General features: G+C 37.0%; 14 protein-coding genes and 1 pseudogene. 8 read left to right on the top strand and 7 right to left on the bottom strand.

The genetic code is table 11. The annotated features are described in order from the left end of the window. Positions 1–25 precede the first annotated feature (25 nt). Positions 26–1,449, bottom strand: a pseudogene (locus tag PYW42_RS03515) (helix-turn-helix domain-containing protein). A gap of 123 nt (positions 1,450–1,572) precedes the next feature. Continuing rightward, entirely contained in the window at positions 1,573–3,717 is a 2,145-nt protein-coding gene (locus PYW42_RS03510; RefSeq protein ID WP_002409318.1) for a heavy metal translocating P-type ATPase, read from the bottom strand. A gap of 125 nt (positions 3,718–3,842) precedes the next feature. Between PYW42_RS03510 and PYW42_RS03505 the strand changes: the two genes are divergently transcribed. Further along, positions 3,843–4,541 (top strand): helix-turn-helix domain-containing protein, encoded by a 699-nt coding sequence (locus PYW42_RS03505; RefSeq protein ID WP_002388948.1) that lies wholly within the window; start codon positions 3,843–3,845, stop codon positions 4,539–4,541. A gap of 69 nt (positions 4,542–4,610) precedes the next feature. On the opposite strand, the gene PYW42_RS03500 is transcribed toward PYW42_RS03505, so the two are convergent. Next, positions 4,611–6,617: a KUP/HAK/KT family potassium transporter gene (locus tag PYW42_RS03500; RefSeq protein ID WP_002388974.1), complete on the bottom strand. Its 2,007-nt coding sequence runs from the start codon at positions 6,615–6,617 to the stop codon at positions 4,611–4,613. 333 nt (positions 6,618–6,950) lie between these two features. Then, the gene (locus PYW42_RS03495) at positions 6,951–9,596 is read right to left on the bottom strand and encodes a calcium-translocating P-type ATPase, PMCA-type (RefSeq protein WP_002409319.1); all 2,646 of its coding nucleotides are present in this window, start codon (positions 9,594–9,596) and stop codon (positions 6,951–6,953) included. Between the two features lie 811 nt (positions 9,597–10,407). Between PYW42_RS03495 and PYW42_RS03490 the strand changes: the two genes are divergently transcribed. Next, positions 10,408–10,713: a helix-turn-helix transcriptional regulator gene (locus PYW42_RS03490; RefSeq protein WP_002355748.1), complete on the top strand. Its 306-nt coding sequence runs from the start codon at positions 10,408–10,410 to the stop codon at positions 10,711–10,713. A 345-nt stretch (positions 10,714–11,058) separates the two neighbouring features. On the opposite strand, the gene queA is transcribed toward PYW42_RS03490, so the two are convergent. Further along, complete coding sequence (gene queA, locus PYW42_RS03485; protein WP_002388791.1) at positions 11,059–12,090, bottom strand: tRNA preQ1(34) S-adenosylmethionine ribosyltransferase-isomerase QueA; 1,032 nt, start codon at positions 12,088–12,090, stop codon at positions 11,059–11,061. Positions 12,091–12,255: 165 nt separating this feature from the next. Between queA and PYW42_RS03480 the strand changes: the two genes are divergently transcribed. The 6 genes from PYW42_RS03480 to PYW42_RS03455 all read left to right on the top strand — a co-directional run bounded on the left by PYW42_RS03480 (position 12,256) and on the right by PYW42_RS03455 (position 17,730). After that, positions 12,256–13,146: a ring-cleaving dioxygenase gene (locus PYW42_RS03480; protein ID WP_002361334.1), complete on the top strand. Its 891-nt coding sequence runs from the start codon at positions 12,256–12,258 to the stop codon at positions 13,144–13,146. A 626-nt stretch (positions 13,147–13,772) separates the two neighbouring features. Next, the gene (locus PYW42_RS03475; protein ID WP_002396535.1) at positions 13,773–14,966 is read left to right on the top strand and encodes a betaine/proline/choline family ABC transporter ATP-binding protein; all 1,194 of its coding nucleotides are present in this window, start codon (positions 13,773–13,775) and stop codon (positions 14,964–14,966) included. A 3-nt stretch (positions 14,967–14,969) separates the two neighbouring features. Beyond that, complete coding sequence (locus tag PYW42_RS03470) at positions 14,970–15,605, top strand: ABC transporter permease (RefSeq protein WP_002355744.1); 636 nt, start codon at positions 14,970–14,972, stop codon at positions 15,603–15,605. 2 nt (positions 15,606–15,607) lie between these two features. Continuing rightward, the gene (locus PYW42_RS03465; RefSeq protein WP_002355743.1) at positions 15,608–16,528 is read left to right on the top strand and encodes an osmoprotectant ABC transporter substrate-binding protein; all 921 of its coding nucleotides are present in this window, start codon (positions 15,608–15,610) and stop codon (positions 16,526–16,528) included. A 3-nt stretch (positions 16,529–16,531) separates the two neighbouring features. Continuing rightward, positions 16,532–17,194, top strand: coding sequence for an ABC transporter permease (locus PYW42_RS03460; RefSeq protein WP_002363261.1), 663 nt, complete (start codon positions 16,532–16,534; stop codon positions 17,192–17,194). 71 nt (positions 17,195–17,265) lie between these two features. Continuing rightward, positions 17,266–17,730, top strand: a complete 465-nt coding sequence (locus PYW42_RS03455) for a GNAT family N-acetyltransferase (RefSeq protein WP_002355741.1) — start codon at positions 17,266–17,268, stop codon at positions 17,728–17,730. Positions 17,731–17,764: 34 nt separating this feature from the next. Here PYW42_RS03455 and PYW42_RS03450 read toward each other — a convergent pair whose 3' ends face one another. Then, complete coding sequence (locus PYW42_RS03450) at positions 17,765–19,588, bottom strand: APC family permease (RefSeq protein WP_002379167.1); 1,824 nt, start codon at positions 19,586–19,588, stop codon at positions 17,765–17,767. A 297-nt stretch (positions 19,589–19,885) separates the two neighbouring features. Beyond that, a complete protein-coding gene (locus PYW42_RS03445; protein WP_002388960.1) occupies positions 19,886–21,055 on the bottom strand; it encodes a cation diffusion facilitator family transporter in 1,170 nt (389 codons plus the stop codon). Positions 21,056–21,143 lie beyond the last annotated feature (88 nt).

Below are 21,143 nucleotides of genomic sequence, written 5' to 3'. Positions count from 1 at the left end.
CACTATTTAGACAAATTTGGACTTCTTACGATAGATTCGCTTCGACTTTTTCAAAAAAAGCAGGAGATAATTCCTCTGGCAAATAAACAACTGTCTCAGAAGAAAGCGCTACGTTCATCTGAAACAAATGATTGACAATTAAGAGATGTGCTTGGTGAAGTTGATACGTTGGTTTTCCATGAATAATTGTAATATTCTTTTTTTCACTGAAATAGCTTTTTATAGATTGTCCCAACGCTTGTTCCTTTTCTGGAGGAAAGTCCGTCAATAGGCAAATAATATATTTTTTTTCATATAAAATCGGGTTAAATAAATCTAGGATGTGATAAAAATAGCAACTCGTCAATTCCCGTTCTTTTACTGAAGTAAAGACTGGATATAGGCGCTTTAAAAGCCTAATTAGTTTCTGTAATCTGTGCCAGGTTTGTTGATAACGAGCAGCGAGTGTTTGTTCCTGTTTATGAGCTGGCAACCATGCTTGTCCGTCTAATAAACTATTCATATGCGTACTTAAAAATCGACATAAATGAATTTCTTGATAATTAAAATGATGTTGTGTAAAATTTCTCCTAATTTCTTTCATAATAAAAATAGCTGTTTTTAAGCATAAACTTTCTATTTTCATTTGCTCATGAATAAAATACTTTCGCGCTCTCTTGCCAAAACAACCACCAAAATGTGCTTCAAGAATCACAAATAACGCTTTTTGTTCTTTAAGAGACATAAAAGAAGTGCTCAACACTTCCACACGAAATAAATAAAAAAAGCACTTGTTTGTTGAAATAAATTAGCATTTGGCACTGAAATTTCATGCCCGCCTCGGTATCGTCTCTCCCAAATATAAATTAGCCAACTAAGATGATTCTGTTGTGCTACATTTAAATCCAACTCAAAAAAGGTAATGATTTTCCGAGTCATTTCTCTGTTTTCTTCTAGACAGCTTTCTTGAAAAAACAAATAAAAACAAAGGATTAACTGTCGAATTTGCCATTCATTGCCAGTTAAATCGTAATGTTTTTGACGTACAATAATATCAAAATTAACTAGCCAACGTCGAATATTAGAAAGTTTCTTCCGAAGAGTTGATTCCTGTAATCCCAATACCTGGGTCAATTGCGCATAATTGATTCGCTCTTCAATTAGACAACGTAAAATATAAAATTCGGGAATAAAATAACAAAATTTTTGTCTAAATCGAGCCAAGCCACAAACGCATAATTCACGATATTTTACAATTCCTTTGGTCGTTGTATAAATCTTACAAAGCCCTTCTATCTTAAACGTTTCCTGCTTTTTTTCAAAACGTTGAATGTAACAATGGATGGTTTTGTCGCTCACCTTTAGTTTTTCTGCAGCCATCAAAACAGAAAATGTCTGCTCTTGTTGCAGTAAATCCAACAATTCCAACATATTTTTATGTTCAAAAGACAATAATTCCTTGAAATCCATATATCGTCCCCTTTCACTCCCTTGTTATAAGAATACGTCAAATAAGGCAAAAATTTTTTTAAGAAGAAAAAAATAGAGAACAAAAAGTATTGATTACTTTCCGCTCTCTACAATTATATCGAATTATTTTTTTGAAATATGCAGTGTCATAGCATTTGCTGCTACAATAATTGTACTTAATGACATCAACACAGCACCTACAGCTGGATTTAAAACAATCCCAAGTGGTGCAAGGACCCCAGCCGCTAAAGGAATGGCGACAATATTGTACCCAGCTCCCCACCAAAGATTTTGGATCATTTTACGTCGTGTTTGTTTGGCTAAATCTAAGAACCTTAAAATATCTTTAGGATCACTATCCGTCAGTACAACATCTGCCGAATCAATCGCTACATCTGTACCAGCGCCTATCGCAATGCCGATTGAAGCACGGGCTAAACTTGGTGCATCATTAATACCGTCTCCTACCATCATGACCTGATGTCCCTCAGTAAGATATTGTTGCACAATTTTTTCTTTATCTTCTGGTAAGAGCTCTGCGTAGTATTCCTTCATTCCTAAATAATTAGCAACTGCACTGGCGGCTGTTTGATTATCCCCTGTTAACATGACTGGCGTAATTCCTTGCGCTTGTAACTCTGCAATAAATGTTTTAGCTTCTGGTTTGACTTTATCTCCTAAAGCAAGCAGTGCGACTAATTGACCAGCGATGATTAAATAACTCAAGGTATTTCCTTGCTCCTGATAGTTTGTTTTAATTGTTTCATCGAAGGTTAACTGTAACCGTGCAACTTCTTTTTCATTGACTATTTTGACTTCTTGGTTTTGAACAGTAGCAACCAGTCCTACGCCTGATAAAGCTTGCAGATTATGGGCTTCATAAGGTTGAACGGCTTGTTTATTTAAATAGTTCATGATCCCAATTGCCAACGGATGATTTGCATTTTTTTCCAATGCCCCAATATATTTAAGTGCTTCTTCTCTAGTAAACTGCTTACTCATTAATTCTAAGCCAGTAACTGTAAATTGTCCTTCTGTTAAAGTTCCAGTTTTATCCAGCAACACATATTCAACCTTATTGGCTTGTTCTAATGCATTCCGATTTTTTAAAAGTAAGCCATTTTTAGCAGCAATGGAGGTACTTCTAGCAATCACTAAAGGAATTGCTAAGCCTAACGCATGGGGACAGGCAATAATAAAAACTGTAACCATTCGTTCAAATGCTAGAGACAAATCTTTCGTTACGAGTAACCAACCGATAAATGCTAACACACCTACGAATAAGGCAATATAGAATAACCACTTGGCTACACGGTCTGAAATGGATTCTAGTTTTGATTTTTCCGATTGCGCTTGTTTAACCATCTCCATAACTTTTGACAGGTAACTATTTTCACCCGTGCCAGTTACCGAAATTTCAATCATTCCGTTGCCATTGACAGCTCCACCAATCACGGAGTCACCAATGTTTTTTTCTACTGTTTTTGATTCCCCTGTAACCATCGATTCGTCGACTGTTGTGCTTCCTTTCAAAATTTTACCATCTGTCGGAATTTTATCTCCCGAACGAACAATCAAGCGATCGCCTTCTTGGACATCTTGCAAAGGAATTTCTTCTTCCCCATGTTCAGTCATTCGCTTGACTGTGTCAGGTAACAGTTCAGCCATTTTTTTCAAGGCATCACCAGCATTAGAAATAGCATTCATTTCAATCCAATGGCCTAAAAGCATAATAACAATCAGAGTGGCTAATTCCCAGAAAAAGTCCATCACGTGGGCCTGATTCGTAAAATGATTCATGTAAAACGCATATAAGCTGTAAAAATATGATACCGAAATCCCCATCGCAATTAACGTCATCATTGCTGGACTCTTTTGCTGTAATTCCATTTTAGCGCCACTTAAAAATGGTTGTCCACCATAAAAAAATAGCACAGTTGCTAAAATTAAGACCAACCAATCAGAACCTGGAAAAGTAAATTGAAAAGGTAATTGAAAACCCATCATTGGTGAAAGAACAATAATCGGAATAGCTAAAATCAATGACAGCCAGAATTTTTGTTTAAAATTCCCCATATGCATTGAATGATCCATTCCCTTCATTCCTTCATGTTGGTGTGACATAGCCATTTGTTCATGCGCCATGTCATGATTCATGTGATTCATTTTATCGTGGGACATTGTTGGCTGTTTTTCCTGATGTTGTTCATGATTATGTTTTGCTGACATATGATCCCTTCTCTTCTTAAGTATTTTCATCTTAAGCATAGCACAAGATGAAAATTGTTAGAAATAATTACTTTTTTTAGTTTAGAAAAAAAAAGAGCTGAATTTTGCGTATGTATATTTTAAGAACACCTTATCCTCATATTTATTCCAAAAGGAGTGTTTCAATGAAAATTACTACAAAGCAAGTCGGGGCGCGCATGCGTGAAGCTCGAAAAAAGAAGAAGTACACTTTACGTTATTTAGCCAATAAAATTGGTTTATCTAGTGGAAGTACAATTAGTAACTGGGAATTAGGTTTGAATTTACCAAATAAACGATACTTAAAAAAAATCGCTAAAGCCTGTGACACAACAGTAGATTGGCTACTTTATGGTAATTTTGATCGATTTGTGCGCCAGCTAATAAAAGAAAATTTTCAAAATAAACAACTGCTAAAACCACCTTTTTTTACTCAGTTGATGGGACGTTTATCTGAAGAACAGCTATCCTATCACGATTCCTTAAAAATTATGATTCAAGCGCAAAAGTTACAGCAGTCCTTTTATGCTTTTCCGTTAACAGTAGAAGCCCCCTCTCATTCCCAAGAGAGTATTTCTATTTATGAACCAACAACTGCAGAAGAACAGTCTGACCAATCTTATTATCATCCGTTTATTTTGTCAGAACTCCATGAATTATTTACACATTCTCAAAATCCAGAATTGGATTATTCTCTGATTATCGCTTTTCTTCCTTTGTTAAAAGTAGATCAATTAACTGAACCTCAAAAAGAAGTCTTACTGGCCATCTTTAAGCGGATGAATTCCTTTAAAGACCAAACGCTTTTAAATGAATTCTTTGTGGAATTACAGTATTTACTCTGATTCTACAAAAAAGATTGAGCCATGTATCTCAAGGACTTAGGCTCAATCTTTTAGTTAAATTTCTTCTATTTATGAACGATTCTTTCGTTCGACTAAGTGCGTTTTCCGTTGTGGGCCAATGATTAAAGGAACGGATTCATATTTGACTTCACTGTATTCCAAGCCAAACCAACTTTCAGGAGAGGTAGTTAAGTTTTTGATAGCTAATTTTGCCTGCATAATTTGTCGATCCCATTTTTTCAGTTCAGAAACGTTAGATAATTCTTCTTGAATTAATACAAATTGGAAATCGCCAACTTCTCTTCCTGGCGTTAATGAATAACGTTGTGGCTGTTTTGGCAAGCGGCCTGTTTTCATCAAGTCATGAACAATTTGTCTTAAATATACATTCACTTCTTGAGAAATATGGAAGCCTAAATATAGCTGAACTTGCACAATAAAATCAGTCCCTAACATATCAACAGAATACTCTTGAGTAAAGGGTTCATCTGTTACCTGAACATTAACAAACCAATAAACATTCGCTCGTTTTGGCTGTTTGTCCAAAATCGAATAAATAATATTACGATTAATTTCGCCGTCCACTCGATCGGAGGTTAAAAAGACCACGTTGGTTTGATACATAGGTACAGATGTATCTTCTTTCAAAGCTTTAAGTTGTGGTACATATTTTTCCAACGACACTTGTTCCGCCGTCGCTTCCTTAATCTCGTTGCCGCGTTCCCAAATAATCATGATGCATAACAAGAAGACTGCCATTCCCACAGCAACATATCCACCATGGAAAAACTTCGCAGCACTTGAAAAGAAAAAGACAACTTCAATGGCAGCAAAGAACAAGGAAATTAGATACGCAGACCAAGCTGGAATTTTATCCAAAAGATAAAACAACAATAAAATGGTTGTCATTAACATCGTAATCGTAATCGATAGACCATACGCAGCTTCCATGTGTGTCGATGTTCTAAAAGCCAGCACGATTGCTGAACAAGCTAGCCACAAAATTAAATTTACCGCTGGAATATACATTTGACCGATATTGCTCCCAGGATAAATAATTTTAAGTCTTGGTAATAACTTCAATTTAATCGCTTCAGAAACTAAAGTATACGAACCTGATATTAACGCTTGCGAAGCAATCACTGCGGCGATTGTTGCAAAAACAACGCCAAATACGAGAATACCTCGTGGAATCATTTGGAAAAATGGGTTAATTTCAGCTAATGCCTGCATTTCAGGGTTTTCTTTGACCGTTAACAACCACGCAGCTTGCCCTAAATAATTAAGAATCAAACAAATCTTAATATACGGCCAGCTAATGCGGATATTCATTTTTCCTACATGCCCTAAATCAGAATATAAAGCTTCAGCACCAGTTGTAGCCAAGAAAATATTCCCTAAAATAAATAGACCTAACTTATTTTCTGGACTGACTAGTAATTGCAAAGCATAATATGGATTTAATGCACGAATAACCGTCCAATCTTGGCTAAAATTCATTAAACCAATGATGCCTAAAAAAGTGAACCACAAGAACATAATCGGCCCAAAAGCTTTCCCGACCAATTCTGTTCCAAATCGTTGAACAGAAAAAAGAATTAAAATAATCGTCAACGTAATAACCACTATAATCGTTTGGTCATTGCCAAAATGTTCAAAAAATGCCGGAATCCCCCGTAAGCCTTCAATCGCTGTCGTCACTGTCACAGCTGGGGTCAAAACGCCATCAGCCAGTAAAGCGGCGCCGCCAATCATTGCGGGAATAATCAAATACTTACTTTTTTTACGAACCAATGTATAAAGAGAGAAAATCCCACCTTCTCCATGGTTATCAGCATTTAAAGCAATAACAACATATTTAATCGTGGTTAAGATAGTCAATGTCCAAAAAATTAATGAGACCGAACCTAAAATAAACGATTCAGAAACCCGTGCCAAGCCACCATTATCTCCTACAATGGCTTTCATTACATATAAAGGGCTCGTTCCAATATCTCCATAGACAACGCCCATGGCAACTAAGATCCCTGCCATCGTAAATTTCCGACGATCAAACCCCTCTGCTTTGTGTAACACAATACTTTCCTCCTACAAAAGAAATGACTTCGTTTAGTTTAACCAACAGCTCCATAAAAACTTTTAAAACTCTTTATTATATAACGTTTTATATATCTTTTTCATTAGTCAAAAAGCGCTTTTTGACTAACGATGCTACTCACTATAATACGTTTTAAATCGTTTAGCAAGTCTTTTTATTAGAGAATGTTCATCTTAGATAAGAAACCCACCTATTTTGAAAAAAGGAAAATCAAAAATAAGTGGGGCAGCAGTCGAAACGACTGCTGCCCCACTTGCTAACTATTAAGATAATTCCCTGAACAAAAGTAGCTCCTTTTATTCCTGTTAAATTTAAATCACTTCTTCTTCCTCTTCAACTTCAGAGAAATGGAACTTAATCATTTCATTGACGAAAATTGGCACAAAGGATAGGAAAATTGCTAACATCCAATGATTTAAACTAATATGCACTAATCCAAATAGTTCTTGTGTGAATGGTAATAAAGCAATGGTTGTGGTAATTAGTAATGCTAAAACGACCATTTCAAAGAGCGACTTGTTGCTTGATAATTTTACACGGAAAACAGAGTTCGCACTACGAACATTAAAGACATGTAAGATAGAGGAATAAGCTAAGATTAAAAATGCCACTGTTTGTCCAACTTCATAGCTGTTTGAAACATAGGCTGAAACACCTGGTACAAAGGCACCTAGGTAAAAACCAAACAAAGTAATGACTGTGAACACTGCTGCATTAATCCCAATCTTTTGCCATAAGCCTCGTGCAAAAATCCCTTCGTTTTTAGGGATTGGTGCCTCATCCATAATTCCTTTTTCCGCTGGTTCTTTTCCTAATGCAAAACCAGGTAACCCATCTGCGACAACGTTAACAAACAACAGTTGAACTGCAGTAAATGGCGCACCCCAACCAAGTAACATGGCAATTAAAACAATAAAAATCTCAGAAATATTACAGCTTAACAAGAAGTTAATGGCTTTACGAATATTTCGGTACACGGCACGTCCTTGCGCAACCGCATCAACAATAGTTGCAAAGTTATCGTCCGTCAAAATCATATCTGAAGCGCCTTGGGCCACATCTGTTCCAGTAATCCCCATTGCGCAACCGACATCACTAGCTTTCAAGGCTGGCGCATCATTCACGCCATCTCCGGTCATTGCTACAACAGCGCCAGAACGTTGCCATGATTGAACAATTCGAATTTTATCTTCAGGGGTTACACGTGCATAAACGGATAAATCTTTAACACGTTTATCTAATTCTTCATCACTCATTTTTTTCAGTTCTGAACCAGATAAGGCTTCACTTTTATCTTTTAAAATTCCTAATTCTTTAGCAATTGCACTGGCTGTTACCACGTGATCACCAGTAATCATGACTGTTTTAATTCCAGCTTTTTTCGCACGAGCAATGGCGCCCTTACTTTCTGGACGTGGTGGATCAATCATGCCAATTAAGCCTAACAAGCGAAGTTTTTTTTCTAAAGCCTCTGATGTAATTTCCTTGGGTGGTTCATCATATACGGCATAACCGACAGCAATAACTCGTAACGCTCGTTTTCCGAAACGATCATTAACAATAGCCGCTTGATCGACATCTCCGAAACCAAAACGAGGTAGTAACACATCAAAGGCTCCTTTAGTAATTGAGATGTACTTTTTCCCCCATTGATGGACCGTAGTCATCATTTTTCGTTCTGAATCAAAGGGAATTTCACCAATACGAGGATATTTTTCTTCAAGTTCTTCTTTAGTATGATAATTTTCTTCGACAGCACGAACAATTGCCGCTTCTGTCGGATTCCCTGTAACAGTTAATTCATCGCCTTCTTTTTCCACAATGACATCTGTACATAAAGCAGCCATTTTCAGTACTTCCATGGCTTCATCGGTCATGGCATCTTCCGTATCCGTTACTTCATCACCACGATGCCATACTCGGCGGACGCGCATTTTATTTTGTGTCAGTGTTCCTGTCTTATCAGAACAGATAACATTCGCAGTTCCTAGCGTTTCTACTGCTGGCAATCGACGAATAATCGCATGTTTCTTAGCCATTTTTTGAACACCATATGCTAAGGTTAATGTTACAATCACGGTTAGTGTTTCTGGTACAGCTGCCACCGCTAAGGAAACGGCTGTCATAAACATTTCAAGAAGCGGTTCTCCTTGCAGTTCACCAATAATGAAAACAATTGCTGCAGCCCCTAAGGCTAACAAACTAATACGTTTGCCTAATTGATTCAAGCGTTTTTGTAATGGTGTTTTTTGCTGATCGCTGTTATTCAGTAACCCAGCAATTTTACCCATTTCCGTATTCATTCCTGTTGCAGTTACTACTGCTCGTCCGCGGCCATTCACAACGGTACAGCCTTTGAAAATCATATTTATTTGATCTCCTAAGCCATCATCGTCATGCCCCACGTATGTAGGATCTTTTTCAACAGGTTCACTTTCACCTGTTAGTGCTGACTCTTCTACGCGCATTTGAGAAGCTTGAATAAGTCGTGCATCGGCTGTAATCATTGAACCAGCTTCAAGAACTAGAACATCTCCTACTACTAGTTCTTCAGCATCGACTTCGATTACCTTGCCATCTCGTAAGACTGCACTACTTTGCTTGTTCATGTCTTGTAAAGCCGCCAGAGATTTTTCAGCATTTCCTTCTTGAACAATGGCCAAAACAGCATTGATAATCACAATTGCAATAATTAAGATTCCTTCAAAATATTCGCCATGTTCTGTTACGATTGCTGTATAAAACGAAATTGCCGCAGCAACTAATAAAATAATCGTTGTAAAATCAGATAAACTGTGAATAAATTTCTTTAACACAGAATCCTTCTTAGCCTCTTCAAATTGATTGCGGCCATTTTCTTTCAGCCGTTGTTGGGCCTCTTGTTGTGTTAAACCAGTTTCAGTATTGACTGAAACTTCTTTTGTGACAGTATCGACAGATTGCTTGTAAGCTTCCATCCTATTCCCCCTCTAATTTTTTCTTCCTATATAATAGTGTCTCTATTAAATATAACATGATTTTTTTTGAACACGCAACTTTTTTCATCTTTGGCTTAGCGTTCTCTCATATATCCAGAAAAAACTGGTATTTTCGTTGTTGCTACAGCAATGTTTCTATTTGATTATGGGAATTTTATGAAAAAGGAAACGAATTCAGCCAAAAAGCAATGGACATTTTTTTCATTTTGTCTGATAAAAAAATAGTTTATTTCTATATATTCAACAAAAAATACAATGTTATTTAGTTCGCACAATTATTTATTTTACATGTTATAAAATAACCAGAAAAATATTATATTTAATCTTATTAATAAGAGTTATAACTTGCAAACGCTTCCAAATAGTGCTATTCTTTAAGTGTAAGGAGGACATGCAAATCAATTGGTTGAAGATTTTCTCAGTAGATAAAAATCGGTAAACTCAAAGTTGTTAGAATTGCAAGATTCACCTGTAAACAATACGTGTAGAGTAATTGTTAGTGATAACTCGTATCGGAAAATAGGGAAAGGTTATAGAAGGATGGAGTTTCTATAAAGCATTTACCCTATCTGTTATCACCTAACGCAAGTTATCCACCATCCAAGCGTCGAAACTGTATGAAAACAAGGTTTTAGTTTCACCACATCACGTTCACCTTTTGCTTTACATGTATCGCGAAATGTAAACACTCATTCAACCAATTGATGTCTTCCCGTTAACAAGGCCGAGCTTAAATTTAAGCTCGGTTTTTTCTTTTAGGCAATAAAATATATTTGTATCAAATAATCATATGTGTTATATTCAAGGTGCACATTCTATTTTATCTTCTTTTAAAGGAGGGAATGCTATGCGAAAAAAGAAAAAATCTTCGTTTGAAAGTTCAATTCATGTTTATCGTGCTATGGCTCGTATGACCCAGCAAGATTTGGCCAATCGAGTCGGTGTCTCTCGACAAACAATTATTCAACTGGAACGAAACAAGTACAATCCTTCATTACTTCTTGCGCATGACATCGCGAACGTCTTTGGCGTAACCATTGATGATGTGTTCACCTTCAAAGAAACACTGAATGACGATGTAGAACAAGAAGCCTAAACAGTATAAGCTGTACTTAACAAGACAATTTTTCTGATTGTACTTGGAGTTGCCGAGGTACAACTTAGTACCGGCAATACGAAGAAAGCACTTCTTCGTATTGTTGTTTCAATAATTAATCTTTTCTTACATAAAAAAAAGAACGGCGCAACCGTGGTTGCGCTGTTCTTTTTATTCTAAGATTGTCTACTAAGCATTTTCGTCCTAGTAGCGTTTTGGTTTCTAACTTTATTATTTACAGGGGAAGAAAAAATAAAGCACACCTTTACTGTGATTCCAAAAATCACGTGTTTATCATAATATATTTTTGTTTCAATCCCAAGTATTCTGCTCACAAAGTGTCGCTTATTTAATAAACATTGCATCGCCAAAACTAAAGAAACGATATTTTTCCTCAATTGCATGTTGGTAAGCAGCCAATGTTAAGTCTTTTCCTGCAAAGGCACTCACAAGCATCACTAACGTAGATTTTGGTAAATGGAAGTTCGTTGAAAAAGCCTCTACGACTTTAAATTGATACCCTGGTGTGATAAAAATATCGGTCCAGCCACTGTCAGCCTGGATTTCACCATTAAATTTTGTGCCAATTGTTTCCAACGTACGAATAGAAGTTGTTCCAACCGCAACAATCCGACCGCCTGCTTGGCGTACTTCATTTAGTTGCTTAGCCGCTTCTTCAGTTAAACGATAGAATTCGCTATGCATATGATGTTCTTCTATATTATCAACGCTCACGGGACGGAATGTTCCTAAACCGACATGTAAAGTTAAATAAACGAGATGAACACCTTTTGCTTTGATCTCTTCTAATAGTTCTTTTGTAAAATGCAAACCCGCTGTTGGTGCTGCAGCTGAACCATTTTCTTCAGCATAAACCGTTTGATAACGATCTGGGTCATCTAGACGTTCTTTGATATATGGCGGCAATGGCATTTCTCCTAACGATTCTAAAATTTCTAAGAAAATACCATCATATTTAAATTCAATGATTCGACCACCATGTTCCAACTCTTCTTTAACCACCGCTTTTAGGCGACCATCGCCAAATTGAATTTCCGTGCCGACTTTTGCACGTTTCGCGGGTTTAATCAAGGTTTCCCATGTATCGCCTTCTGTATTTGTTAAAAGTAAAACTTCCAAATGACCGCCTGTTTCAGGTTTTTCTCCATATAAACGGGCCGGCAGTACCCGTGTGTTATTCATGACTAATGCATCCCCAGGCTGTAATTCATCAAGAATATCATGGAAATGTTTATCCTCCGTGTCCCCTGTTTCTTTATTTACAACTAATAATCGTGAACTAGCGCGATCTTTTAGTGGGGTTTGAGCAATTAATTCTTCTGGTAAATCAAAATCAAAATCTTCTGTACTTAGCATTTCCGTCACTCTTTCTACTAGTTTTTATCTTGGTTATTCTAACACTTTTTCTTGTTTCTGGCTATGTCAGCCTTCTGAATCAAACTAAATAGTTGTCAAAAAATGTCAGAAGCATTATACTTACTTTAAGTAAGTATACATAGTTATTTAGAGGAGGAACTCAAAATGCATGCTCAATTTCATCATGTTTCACTATTAGCGCGTCATGGTCAAGAAAACCAATCATTCTATACAAAATTGTTAGGCTTACGCTTTGTCAAAAATACCGTAAATCAAGACAACAATCGCATGCCTCATTATTTTTATGGCGATTATCAAGGCACACCGGGAAGCTTAGTAACTTTTTTTATCGTGCCCTTATTAGGCAACCGCTATGAAGAAAAAAATTATTTAGCCACGATTGGCTTAAAAATCCCCCAAAATAGCCTTTCCTTTTGGGAACAACGTTTAACAGAAAATAAAATTCCATTTAACAAAAAAGAAAAGAGCCTACATTTCAGTGATCCAGATGATACGCATATTATCCTGACAGAAGTTCCTGAAAATCCATTAAAAGAAACACTCGTTGTTTCTAACGACATTCCAGCAGCGGTTCAAATTATCGGTTTGGCCTCTACTGAATTTCATGTGCCAGATTCTGAAAAAACCTTGGCCTTTTTTGAAACATTTCTTGGTTGGCAAGCAGTTGGCAATACGATTATTTTAAGTGAGACGGAAAGCTTTTCTGTTCATCAAACAACGTCGGATAAAACAAGCCGAATGGGGCGTGGCAGTATGGATCATATTGCTTTTTCTGTGGCTGATGATGAAGCATTACAAGAACTACACACGCGCGCTTTAGCACAAGGCTGGGAAATTGAAATGTATGTAAGTCGTGGATATTTTAAAAGTTTATACATTCGTGAACCAGGCGGGAATCGGGTTGAATTTGCTACTTTGGCTCCTGGCTTTACATTGGATGAGCCTCTAGAGCATTTAGGGGAAACGTTGGCTTTACCGCCTTTTTTAGAACCAAAACGGACTGCAATTGAAGCCAACCTCTACAAAGACATGTAACCAACGCTTTAGAAAACAACGGAAGACGGACGTAATAATCGGTGACAAAATTACGTCCGTCTCTCTTCCCCTATGTTTGAATGTTTGAACAAGAGAATAAAAAATGACCTTCAGATTTTTCTGAACGTCATTGCACATTCCATAAAAAGCATCCTTCGTTCTTCCACTTCTTACTTCTTAAAAAAACTGGTAATTTTTTCAAAAATTCAGTAAAATAAAAGTGATCAATGGTTTCCATTGATTGAACGGGCAACTTGATGGTCCACTTGCACAGGTGACTATTCAAGGCTTCGTGATTTAGTTGCCGCTAAATCATGAAGCGCCTTTTTTTATTTTATTCCCTTGTTCTCTTTCCATTCTAATGAAAAACTCAGCTCCCGTCAACTTGCTACAAAGTACACTTTTCTTTGTTATAGCGGCTTTTCTTCCTTCTCAGAATACTCTTTTTAACATCTTGTTTCGTTCAGATAACTTTTACTAAACAATAGTTATCTTTTCTTTTTTTTAGAACGAATTAAAAAAATTTTACCGCCTTCTTTTTCCCATTAAAAATAGATTACATTTGTCGAAATCGCATTTTTATAGCATACTAGTAATAAGATACATTTTCAAAATATTTAGTTGAGGTGAGTAAGTTGATAGAATTTCAGCATGTATCAAAATTTTATAAAGGCGGAAAAGTCGCCGTTGATGACATTAATTTGTCTTTCGATAAAGGTGAATTTATCTGCTTCATCGGAACAAGTGGTAGTGGAAAAACAACATCAATGCGGATGCTTAACCGCATGACTGACCCTTCAAAAGGAAAAATTTTAATTGATGGCCAAGATATTCAAAAAATCAATCCTGTAGAGCTACGTCGCCAAATTGGCTATGTCATTCAAAATATCGGCTTGATGCCTCACATGACCATTCGTGAAAATATCGTTTTAGTGCCTAAATTATTAAAAGTACCTGTGGAAGAACGCAACAAGATAGCCGAAAAAATGATTGATTTGGTTGAGTTACCACGAGAAATGTTGGACCGCTATCCCAATGAACTTTCTGGGGGACAACAACAAAGAATCGGCGTTGTGCGGGCTTTAGCTGCCAATCAAGATATTATTCTAATGGATGAACCTTTTGGTGCTTTAGATCCTATCACCCGTGATTCATTACAAGATTTAGTGAAAGATTTGCAAGAACGTTTAGGAAAAACTATTGTCTTTGTTACCCATGATATGGATGAAGCGTTGAAATTAGCAAATAAAATTGCCATTATGAGCGAAGGCAAAGTAATTCAATTTGACACACCAGATAATATTTTACGTCATCCAGCCAATGAATTTGTAGAAGAACTCATCGGAGAAGATCGCCTATTACAAGCCAAACCTGATTTCACCACAGTGGATGAAGTCATGTTAAATTCAGCTATTACTATCACGCCGGAAAAATCTTTACAAGAAGCGATTAAATTGATGCGTGAAAAACGGGTTGATACCTTATTAGTTGTTGATAATTCCAATGTGCTTAAAGGCTTTATCGATGTTGAAACATTAGATCAGCAACGTGGCAAAGCTTCTAGTGTTGGTGATATCTTGAATAAAGATGTCTTCTTTGTTCAAAAAACCGCTCTTTTACGTGATGCTTTACAAAGAATCTTAAAACGCGGCTTAAAATATGTGCCAGTCGTTGATGAACAAAAACGAGTGGTGGGCATCTTAACACGTGCTTCCCTTGTTGACATTGTTTATGATGTTATCTGGGGCGATGAAACAACGATTAGTGAAGCTGTAGAAGCAAAACAAAGCGAGTCCGAAACTGATAAAGAGGAGGCGTAAGCAATGAGTAGCTTCTTTCAAGAATATGGATCAGAAATGATTTCAAAAAGTATTGAACATATTTATATTTCATTCTTTGCACTTTTATTAGGGGTCGCTATCGCTGTGCCCGTTGGCGTTTGGTTAACACGTTTGCCCAAAGTAGCCAATATTGTCATTGGTTTAACAAGTGCCTTACAAACGGTTCCTTCGTTGGCTTTATTAGCTTTGATGATTCCAATTTTTGGTGTCGGCAAAACACCCGCTATTATCGCGCTATTCATCTATTCCCTTCTACCTATTTTAAGAAACACGTATATCGGAATGAAAAATGTCGATGAAAATTACCGAGATGTTGCTAAAGGCATGGGCATGACCAATTTACAGTCTATTTTTAGTGTTGAATTACCCATTGCCATGCCAACAATTATGGCCGGCATTCGTTTAGCTGCTGTCTATGTCATTGCTTGGGCTACACTGGCTTCTTATATTGGTGCAGGTGGTCTTGGTGATATGATTTTCAGTGGATTAAATAACTATCAGCCAGAATTAATCTTTGGCGGGACTATTCCGGTAACTATTTTAGCGCTTTTAGCAGATGTTCTTCTTGGATTATTAGAAAATCGTTTAACGCCAAAAGCTTTAAGGGAGGGCGAATAATGATGAAAAAGAAACTCAAGTTAAGCTTACTCTTCTTAAGCAGTTTACTTTTATTGGCAGGTTGTTCTTTACCTGGTCTCGCTTCAACTTCTGATGATAACACTGTCGCCATTACAGGTGGGATTACTTCAGAAGCGCAGATTTTAGGGAGCATTGTAGCGGATATGGTTGAGCATTACACAGATAAAAAAACAAATGTGATTAACAACTTAGCCACTACTACCATCAATCACCAAGCAATGTTAAACGGAGATGCCTCAATTTCTGCAGCTCGTTATACTGGTACTGACGTGACTACTACGCTTGGTTTACCAGCGGAAAAAGACCCTAAAAAAGCGTTTAACCTAGTTCAATCAGAATTTGAAAAACGTTATCAACAAACTTGGTTCCCTTCATATGGATTTGAAAATACTTATGTATTCTTAGTTACAAAAGAAACGGCTGAGAAATACAATTTAAAAACAGTCAGTGATTTAGGGAAAGTCGCAGACAAATTAGTTGCTGGTGTCGATACTGCGTGGATCACACGTGAAGGCGACGGTTATGAAGGCTTTAAAAAGGAATACAACTTCCAATTTAAATCTATTTTACCAATGCAAATTGGCTTGGTGTACGATGCAGTCAACGCTGGAAAAATGGACGTCATCTTAGGTTACTCAACAGATGGCCGGATTGGTAGTTACGATTTAGTCATGTTAAAAGATGACAAGCGCTTCTTCCCGCCTTATGATGCCGCTCCTGTGGTTAGTGACAAATTATTAAAAGAAACGCCGGAAATTAAAGATGTCTTAAATCGCTTAGATGGTAAAATTTCTACCAAAAAAATGCAAGAATTGAACTATCAAGCAGATAATGATTTAATTGAACCTGCTGTCGTAGCCGAACGTTTCTTAAAAGAAAATAACTATTTTGAGGGGGAGTAACAGATGAATAATATGAATTTATTCCAACAATTTATCTACTATTTCCAACAAAATGGCGGCTACGTCTTTCAACAATTTTTACGTCACTTTTTAATTTCGATTTATGGCGTAATCTTTGCTGCAATTGTCGGGATTCCTATTGGGATTATGATTTCACGTAAACGTAGCTTAGCCAACTGGATTATCCGTTTAGCGAACATTATCCAAACAGTACCAGCTTTGGCAATGCTTTCGATTTTAATGTTGGGAATGGGCTTAGGCGTCAACACGGTGGTTGTAACGGTCTTCCTTTATTCTCTCCTACCAATCATCAAGAATACGTACACTGGCATGATTCAAGTGGATCGCAATATTTTAGATGTTGGTAAAGGAATGGGTATGACAAAAGTACAACTTCTTTATATGGTCGAGTTACCTTTATCTGTTTCAGTAATCATGGCAGGTATTCGAAATGCGTTAGTCGTCGCAATCGGGATTACTGCGATTGGTGCTTTCGTTGGAGCTGGTGGTTTAGGGGATATTATTATTCGTGGAACCAATGCCACAGATGGTGCTTCTATCATTTTAGTCGGTGCCTTACCAACGGCCTTTATGGCGATTATCACAGATTGGGTTCTAGGGATTATTGAACGGCGTTTAGACCCAGCTAGCAAACATTCCAATTAATAAAAAATACAGAGCAGATCCAACATTGTTTCTTTTCAATGGGATCTGTTCTTTTATCTAGGAGATCAATAATGTCTAACTATACTATTATCGATTTAAACCAACAACCACACTTAATTCCGTCAGCTGCTCAATGGTTTAGCCAAAAGTGGCAAATCCCCGCTGAAGCGTATCAAGGAAGTATGCAGGAAATGCTAACTAGCGAAAACCACGTACCACATTGGTGGGTCTGCTTGAATAAACAGCAGGACATCGTTGCAGGCGTGGGCGTAATTGATAATGACTTCCACAATCGTGCAGACCTTACGCCAAACCTTTGTGCATTGTATGTCGAACCAACATTTCGTCACCAAGGCTTAGCAGGAATTCTTTTAACAACAGTTGGTGATTTTCTTGCTAATTCTGGATTTAAAAAGCTTTATCTGCTTACAGACCATACTACTTTTTATGAAAGATATGACTGGGAATTTTTGACAATGGTAACCACCGAAGAGCAGTCTTGCGCTAGAATTTATCAAAAACAATTACGTCAATAAAAAAATCTGCCATCAAAAGATGGCAGACTTTTTTTTATTTTTTCAAGTGATAACTATAGGTAGCCACAATAATATTTTCCCGCCACGCTAAACGAATCCGCAAGCGTAAACTTGTTTGGTTATGCAAAATATTTTGCCAACGTTTATTTGGTACAAATTGTGGTACTAAAACTGTTGTACTGTAGTTATGCTTCGTGGCATTTTTACTAACCAAATCAACATAACGTAAGATAGGGTTTTGCAGTGAACGATACGAAGAATGGACAATTGATAGACGAACGTCTGGGAAGTGTTTTTTAAACTCTTCCTGAATTTCTTTTTCCTTCTCAACGTTTTCATCCATTGAGACATGCATGGCAACAACATAATCACCAATGGAACGCGCATAGTTCAAGGCGCCGACATTTGCCTTGGTTACGTTCCCTACTAAAACAATAACTGTATTCCCGTCAAACTCATGCAACTGTGCCCCATCTTCTAAACGTAGCTGTTCCGCCACATTTTTATAGTGAGTATTGACCCGATAAAATGCATAAATCAACACCGGCATAATAATAAAGAACGGCCAGATATCCCCTAATCGATAAATAAACAAAATGGCGATAATCGCGAAAGAGATAAAGGCGCCGACAATATTAGCAATTGATTTTGGCAACCAATTTTTAGTTTCTTTTCGCCATTTTACAACCATCCCCGATTGAGACAAAGCAAACGGAATAAACACACCAATTGAATACAATGGGATTAAACGTTCTGTGGAACCTTGGAAAATCAATAATAAAACAATGGAACCAGCAGCTAAAGTTAAAATACCATTTGAATAGCCCAAACGGTCGCCACGATCCATATACATATGCGGCATAAACTTATCTTTGGCTAAGTTATAAGCCAAAACTGGAAAGGCTGAGAATCCTGTGTTAGCAGCAACCGCTAAAATTAAGGCTGTAGCAAACTGTAATAAATAATATAAAATATTTTGACCAAAGACCGCTTTCCCAATTTGTGAAAGAACTGTCACTTCTTCTTTGGGCACAATCCCATACCAATAGTTAATAAATGTAATCCCCACGAAGAAGAACCCTAAAATCGTTGCCATTAACGCTAACGTCCCAGCAGCATTTTTTGCTCGTGGTTTCTTAAAGAATGGCACTGCATTACTGATTGCTTCAACCCCTGTTAAGGAAGAAGAACCAGATGAAAACGCCCGTAAAACTAAGGCAATAGAAATTCCTGGAACCACGGCTCCTGGTAAAGCTGTCGCATTCAATGGCTGTGCGCCAGTCACAATTTTAAATAGCCCAACAACAATCAGTAATGTAATAATTGCGATAAAACTATACACTGGCAACATTAAGAACGAAGCAGATTCTCGCAGGCCTCTCAAGTTCATTAAGGTAATCAATATCACAATCCCAATAGAAATTGCTACTTGATGACCATATAACGCCGGAATCGCCGATATAATTGCCTCTGCGCCCGCTGAAACTGAAACGGCTACTGTTAGCATATAATCGACTAACAACGAACCACCAGCCAATAAACCGGCATTTCTGCCGAGGTTTTCACTACTAACAACGTATGCGCCGCCGCCATGCGGATACGCATGAATAATTTGTCGGTACGACAATGTTAAAGAAATAAGTAAAATAATAACAAATGCAGCAATTGGTAATGAATACCAAATCGCAGCCGCCGACAAAGTAACCAGAACCACCACTATTTGTTCTGTACCATACGCAATGGATGAAAGTGCATCAGAAGATAACAACGCAAGCGCTGCAAATCTGCTTAATTTATGTTCATCATTTTCGGCTGATTTCAATGGTTTCCCAATGAACAGTCGTTTTAAATCCGCCATTTTTTTCTACTCCTTTTCTCTAGAGTGACCCGCTCACTTTTTTCATTATTTTTTATCAAACAAATCCATATGCTACGCTTCTCACAATGAAAAGTCAATTGATTTTTGTTACTGAAAAAGATAAAAAAATCACCATCTTTTTTTAATCAGACACTCATTTAAAGTCCCCCGCTTCCTTTATCTTATCAAGAGAATCCAGATAACAAAAGGATTTGCATTCTCTAAACAAAAAAGCGAGAGCTAAAAGTCTATTTGACCTTTTGGCTCTCGCTTAAAAACTTAGTTAATTATTCCCTTTTATTGTAACAAGTACGTATGATCGAAGGTAATTTCCACTTTATAACGACCAATTTTTTCATAAACTTGCCGTTGAATTTCCACACCCAGTTCAAATTCAGATAATTTTGATTCTGTAGGTAAAACCAAGTCGAACAAAATCTTCGGTTCTTCGCCATGGGTAACTAAGCGGATATCATGGACTTTTAAAGACGCATCAAAAGAACGAATAATCTTTTTGATTGTTTGATGAACAAATTGTTGTGTTGGGTCATACAAATTCACTGGATCAATATGACAAACAAGATTAACATCCAACTCTTCTTTAAACTTCGCTTCAATCGCATCGATTGTCTGATGGGCTTTATTTAAATCCCAGCGATCATCAATTTCAATGTGAACAGACGCAAACGTTTGGTTGGGACCATAATTATGAATCAGTAAATCGTGATACCCTACAATTGTTTCCATTTTTGATAAGACATTCTTCATTTCATCAATTTCTGTTTGGCTCGGACGCATGCCCATCAACTCATTAATAAATTTGCGAATTAACTGCAGCCCACTATAAATAATATATGCAGCAATTAAAAAACCAATATATCCATCAATTCGCAAACCAGTGACGCCTTCAATAAATGCAGAAATCAAAACAGCTAATGTAGTATAAACATCATTAAAGCTATCCTTAGCAGAAGCAACTAATGCTTGAGAATCAATTTTTGCTGATACTTTTTTGTAAAACAGCCCTTGCCAAATTTTAATCCCAATTGATAAAGCTAAAACAGCAAATAAAATGGGTGTCACCTTGATTGATTCTGGATGCAGGATGCGATCCACGGAGGTCGTTAGAAACTCAAACCCAATAAACGTAATCACTAATGATACAAGCATTCCACTAATATATTCAAAACGTTCATGGCCATAGGGATGTTCTTTATCCGCTGGCTTACCAGCAATATAAAAACCGACTAATGTTAAAACTGAAGAAATAGTATCGGACAAGCTATTAATGGCATCTGCCATGATTGAAACACTACCTGAAAGCAAGCCAATCATAAATTTACTAACGAATAAAAATAAATTAGAAACAAGCCCAATCCGCCCGGCAAAAGCACCGAATGCTGTTCGTTTTTCCAATTTACGACGTTCAATTTTTTTCTCATATCGTTGAAGCAATGCTTGAATCATTTTACAACCCCTACCCACTTTTTATTTCTTAAAAAAATACTATAAAACCTTTTTATACATTTGTACACAAAAAACCTCACTTTCTGAG

It is taken from the genome of Enterococcus faecalis (assembly GCF_029024925.1).
In the GTDB taxonomy this organism is placed as follows: Bacteria; Bacillota; Bacilli; order Lactobacillales; family Enterococcaceae; genus Enterococcus; species Enterococcus faecalis.
Note: the sequence above shows the minus strand (reverse complement) of the source record. Positions and strands in the feature narration are given on the sequence as shown.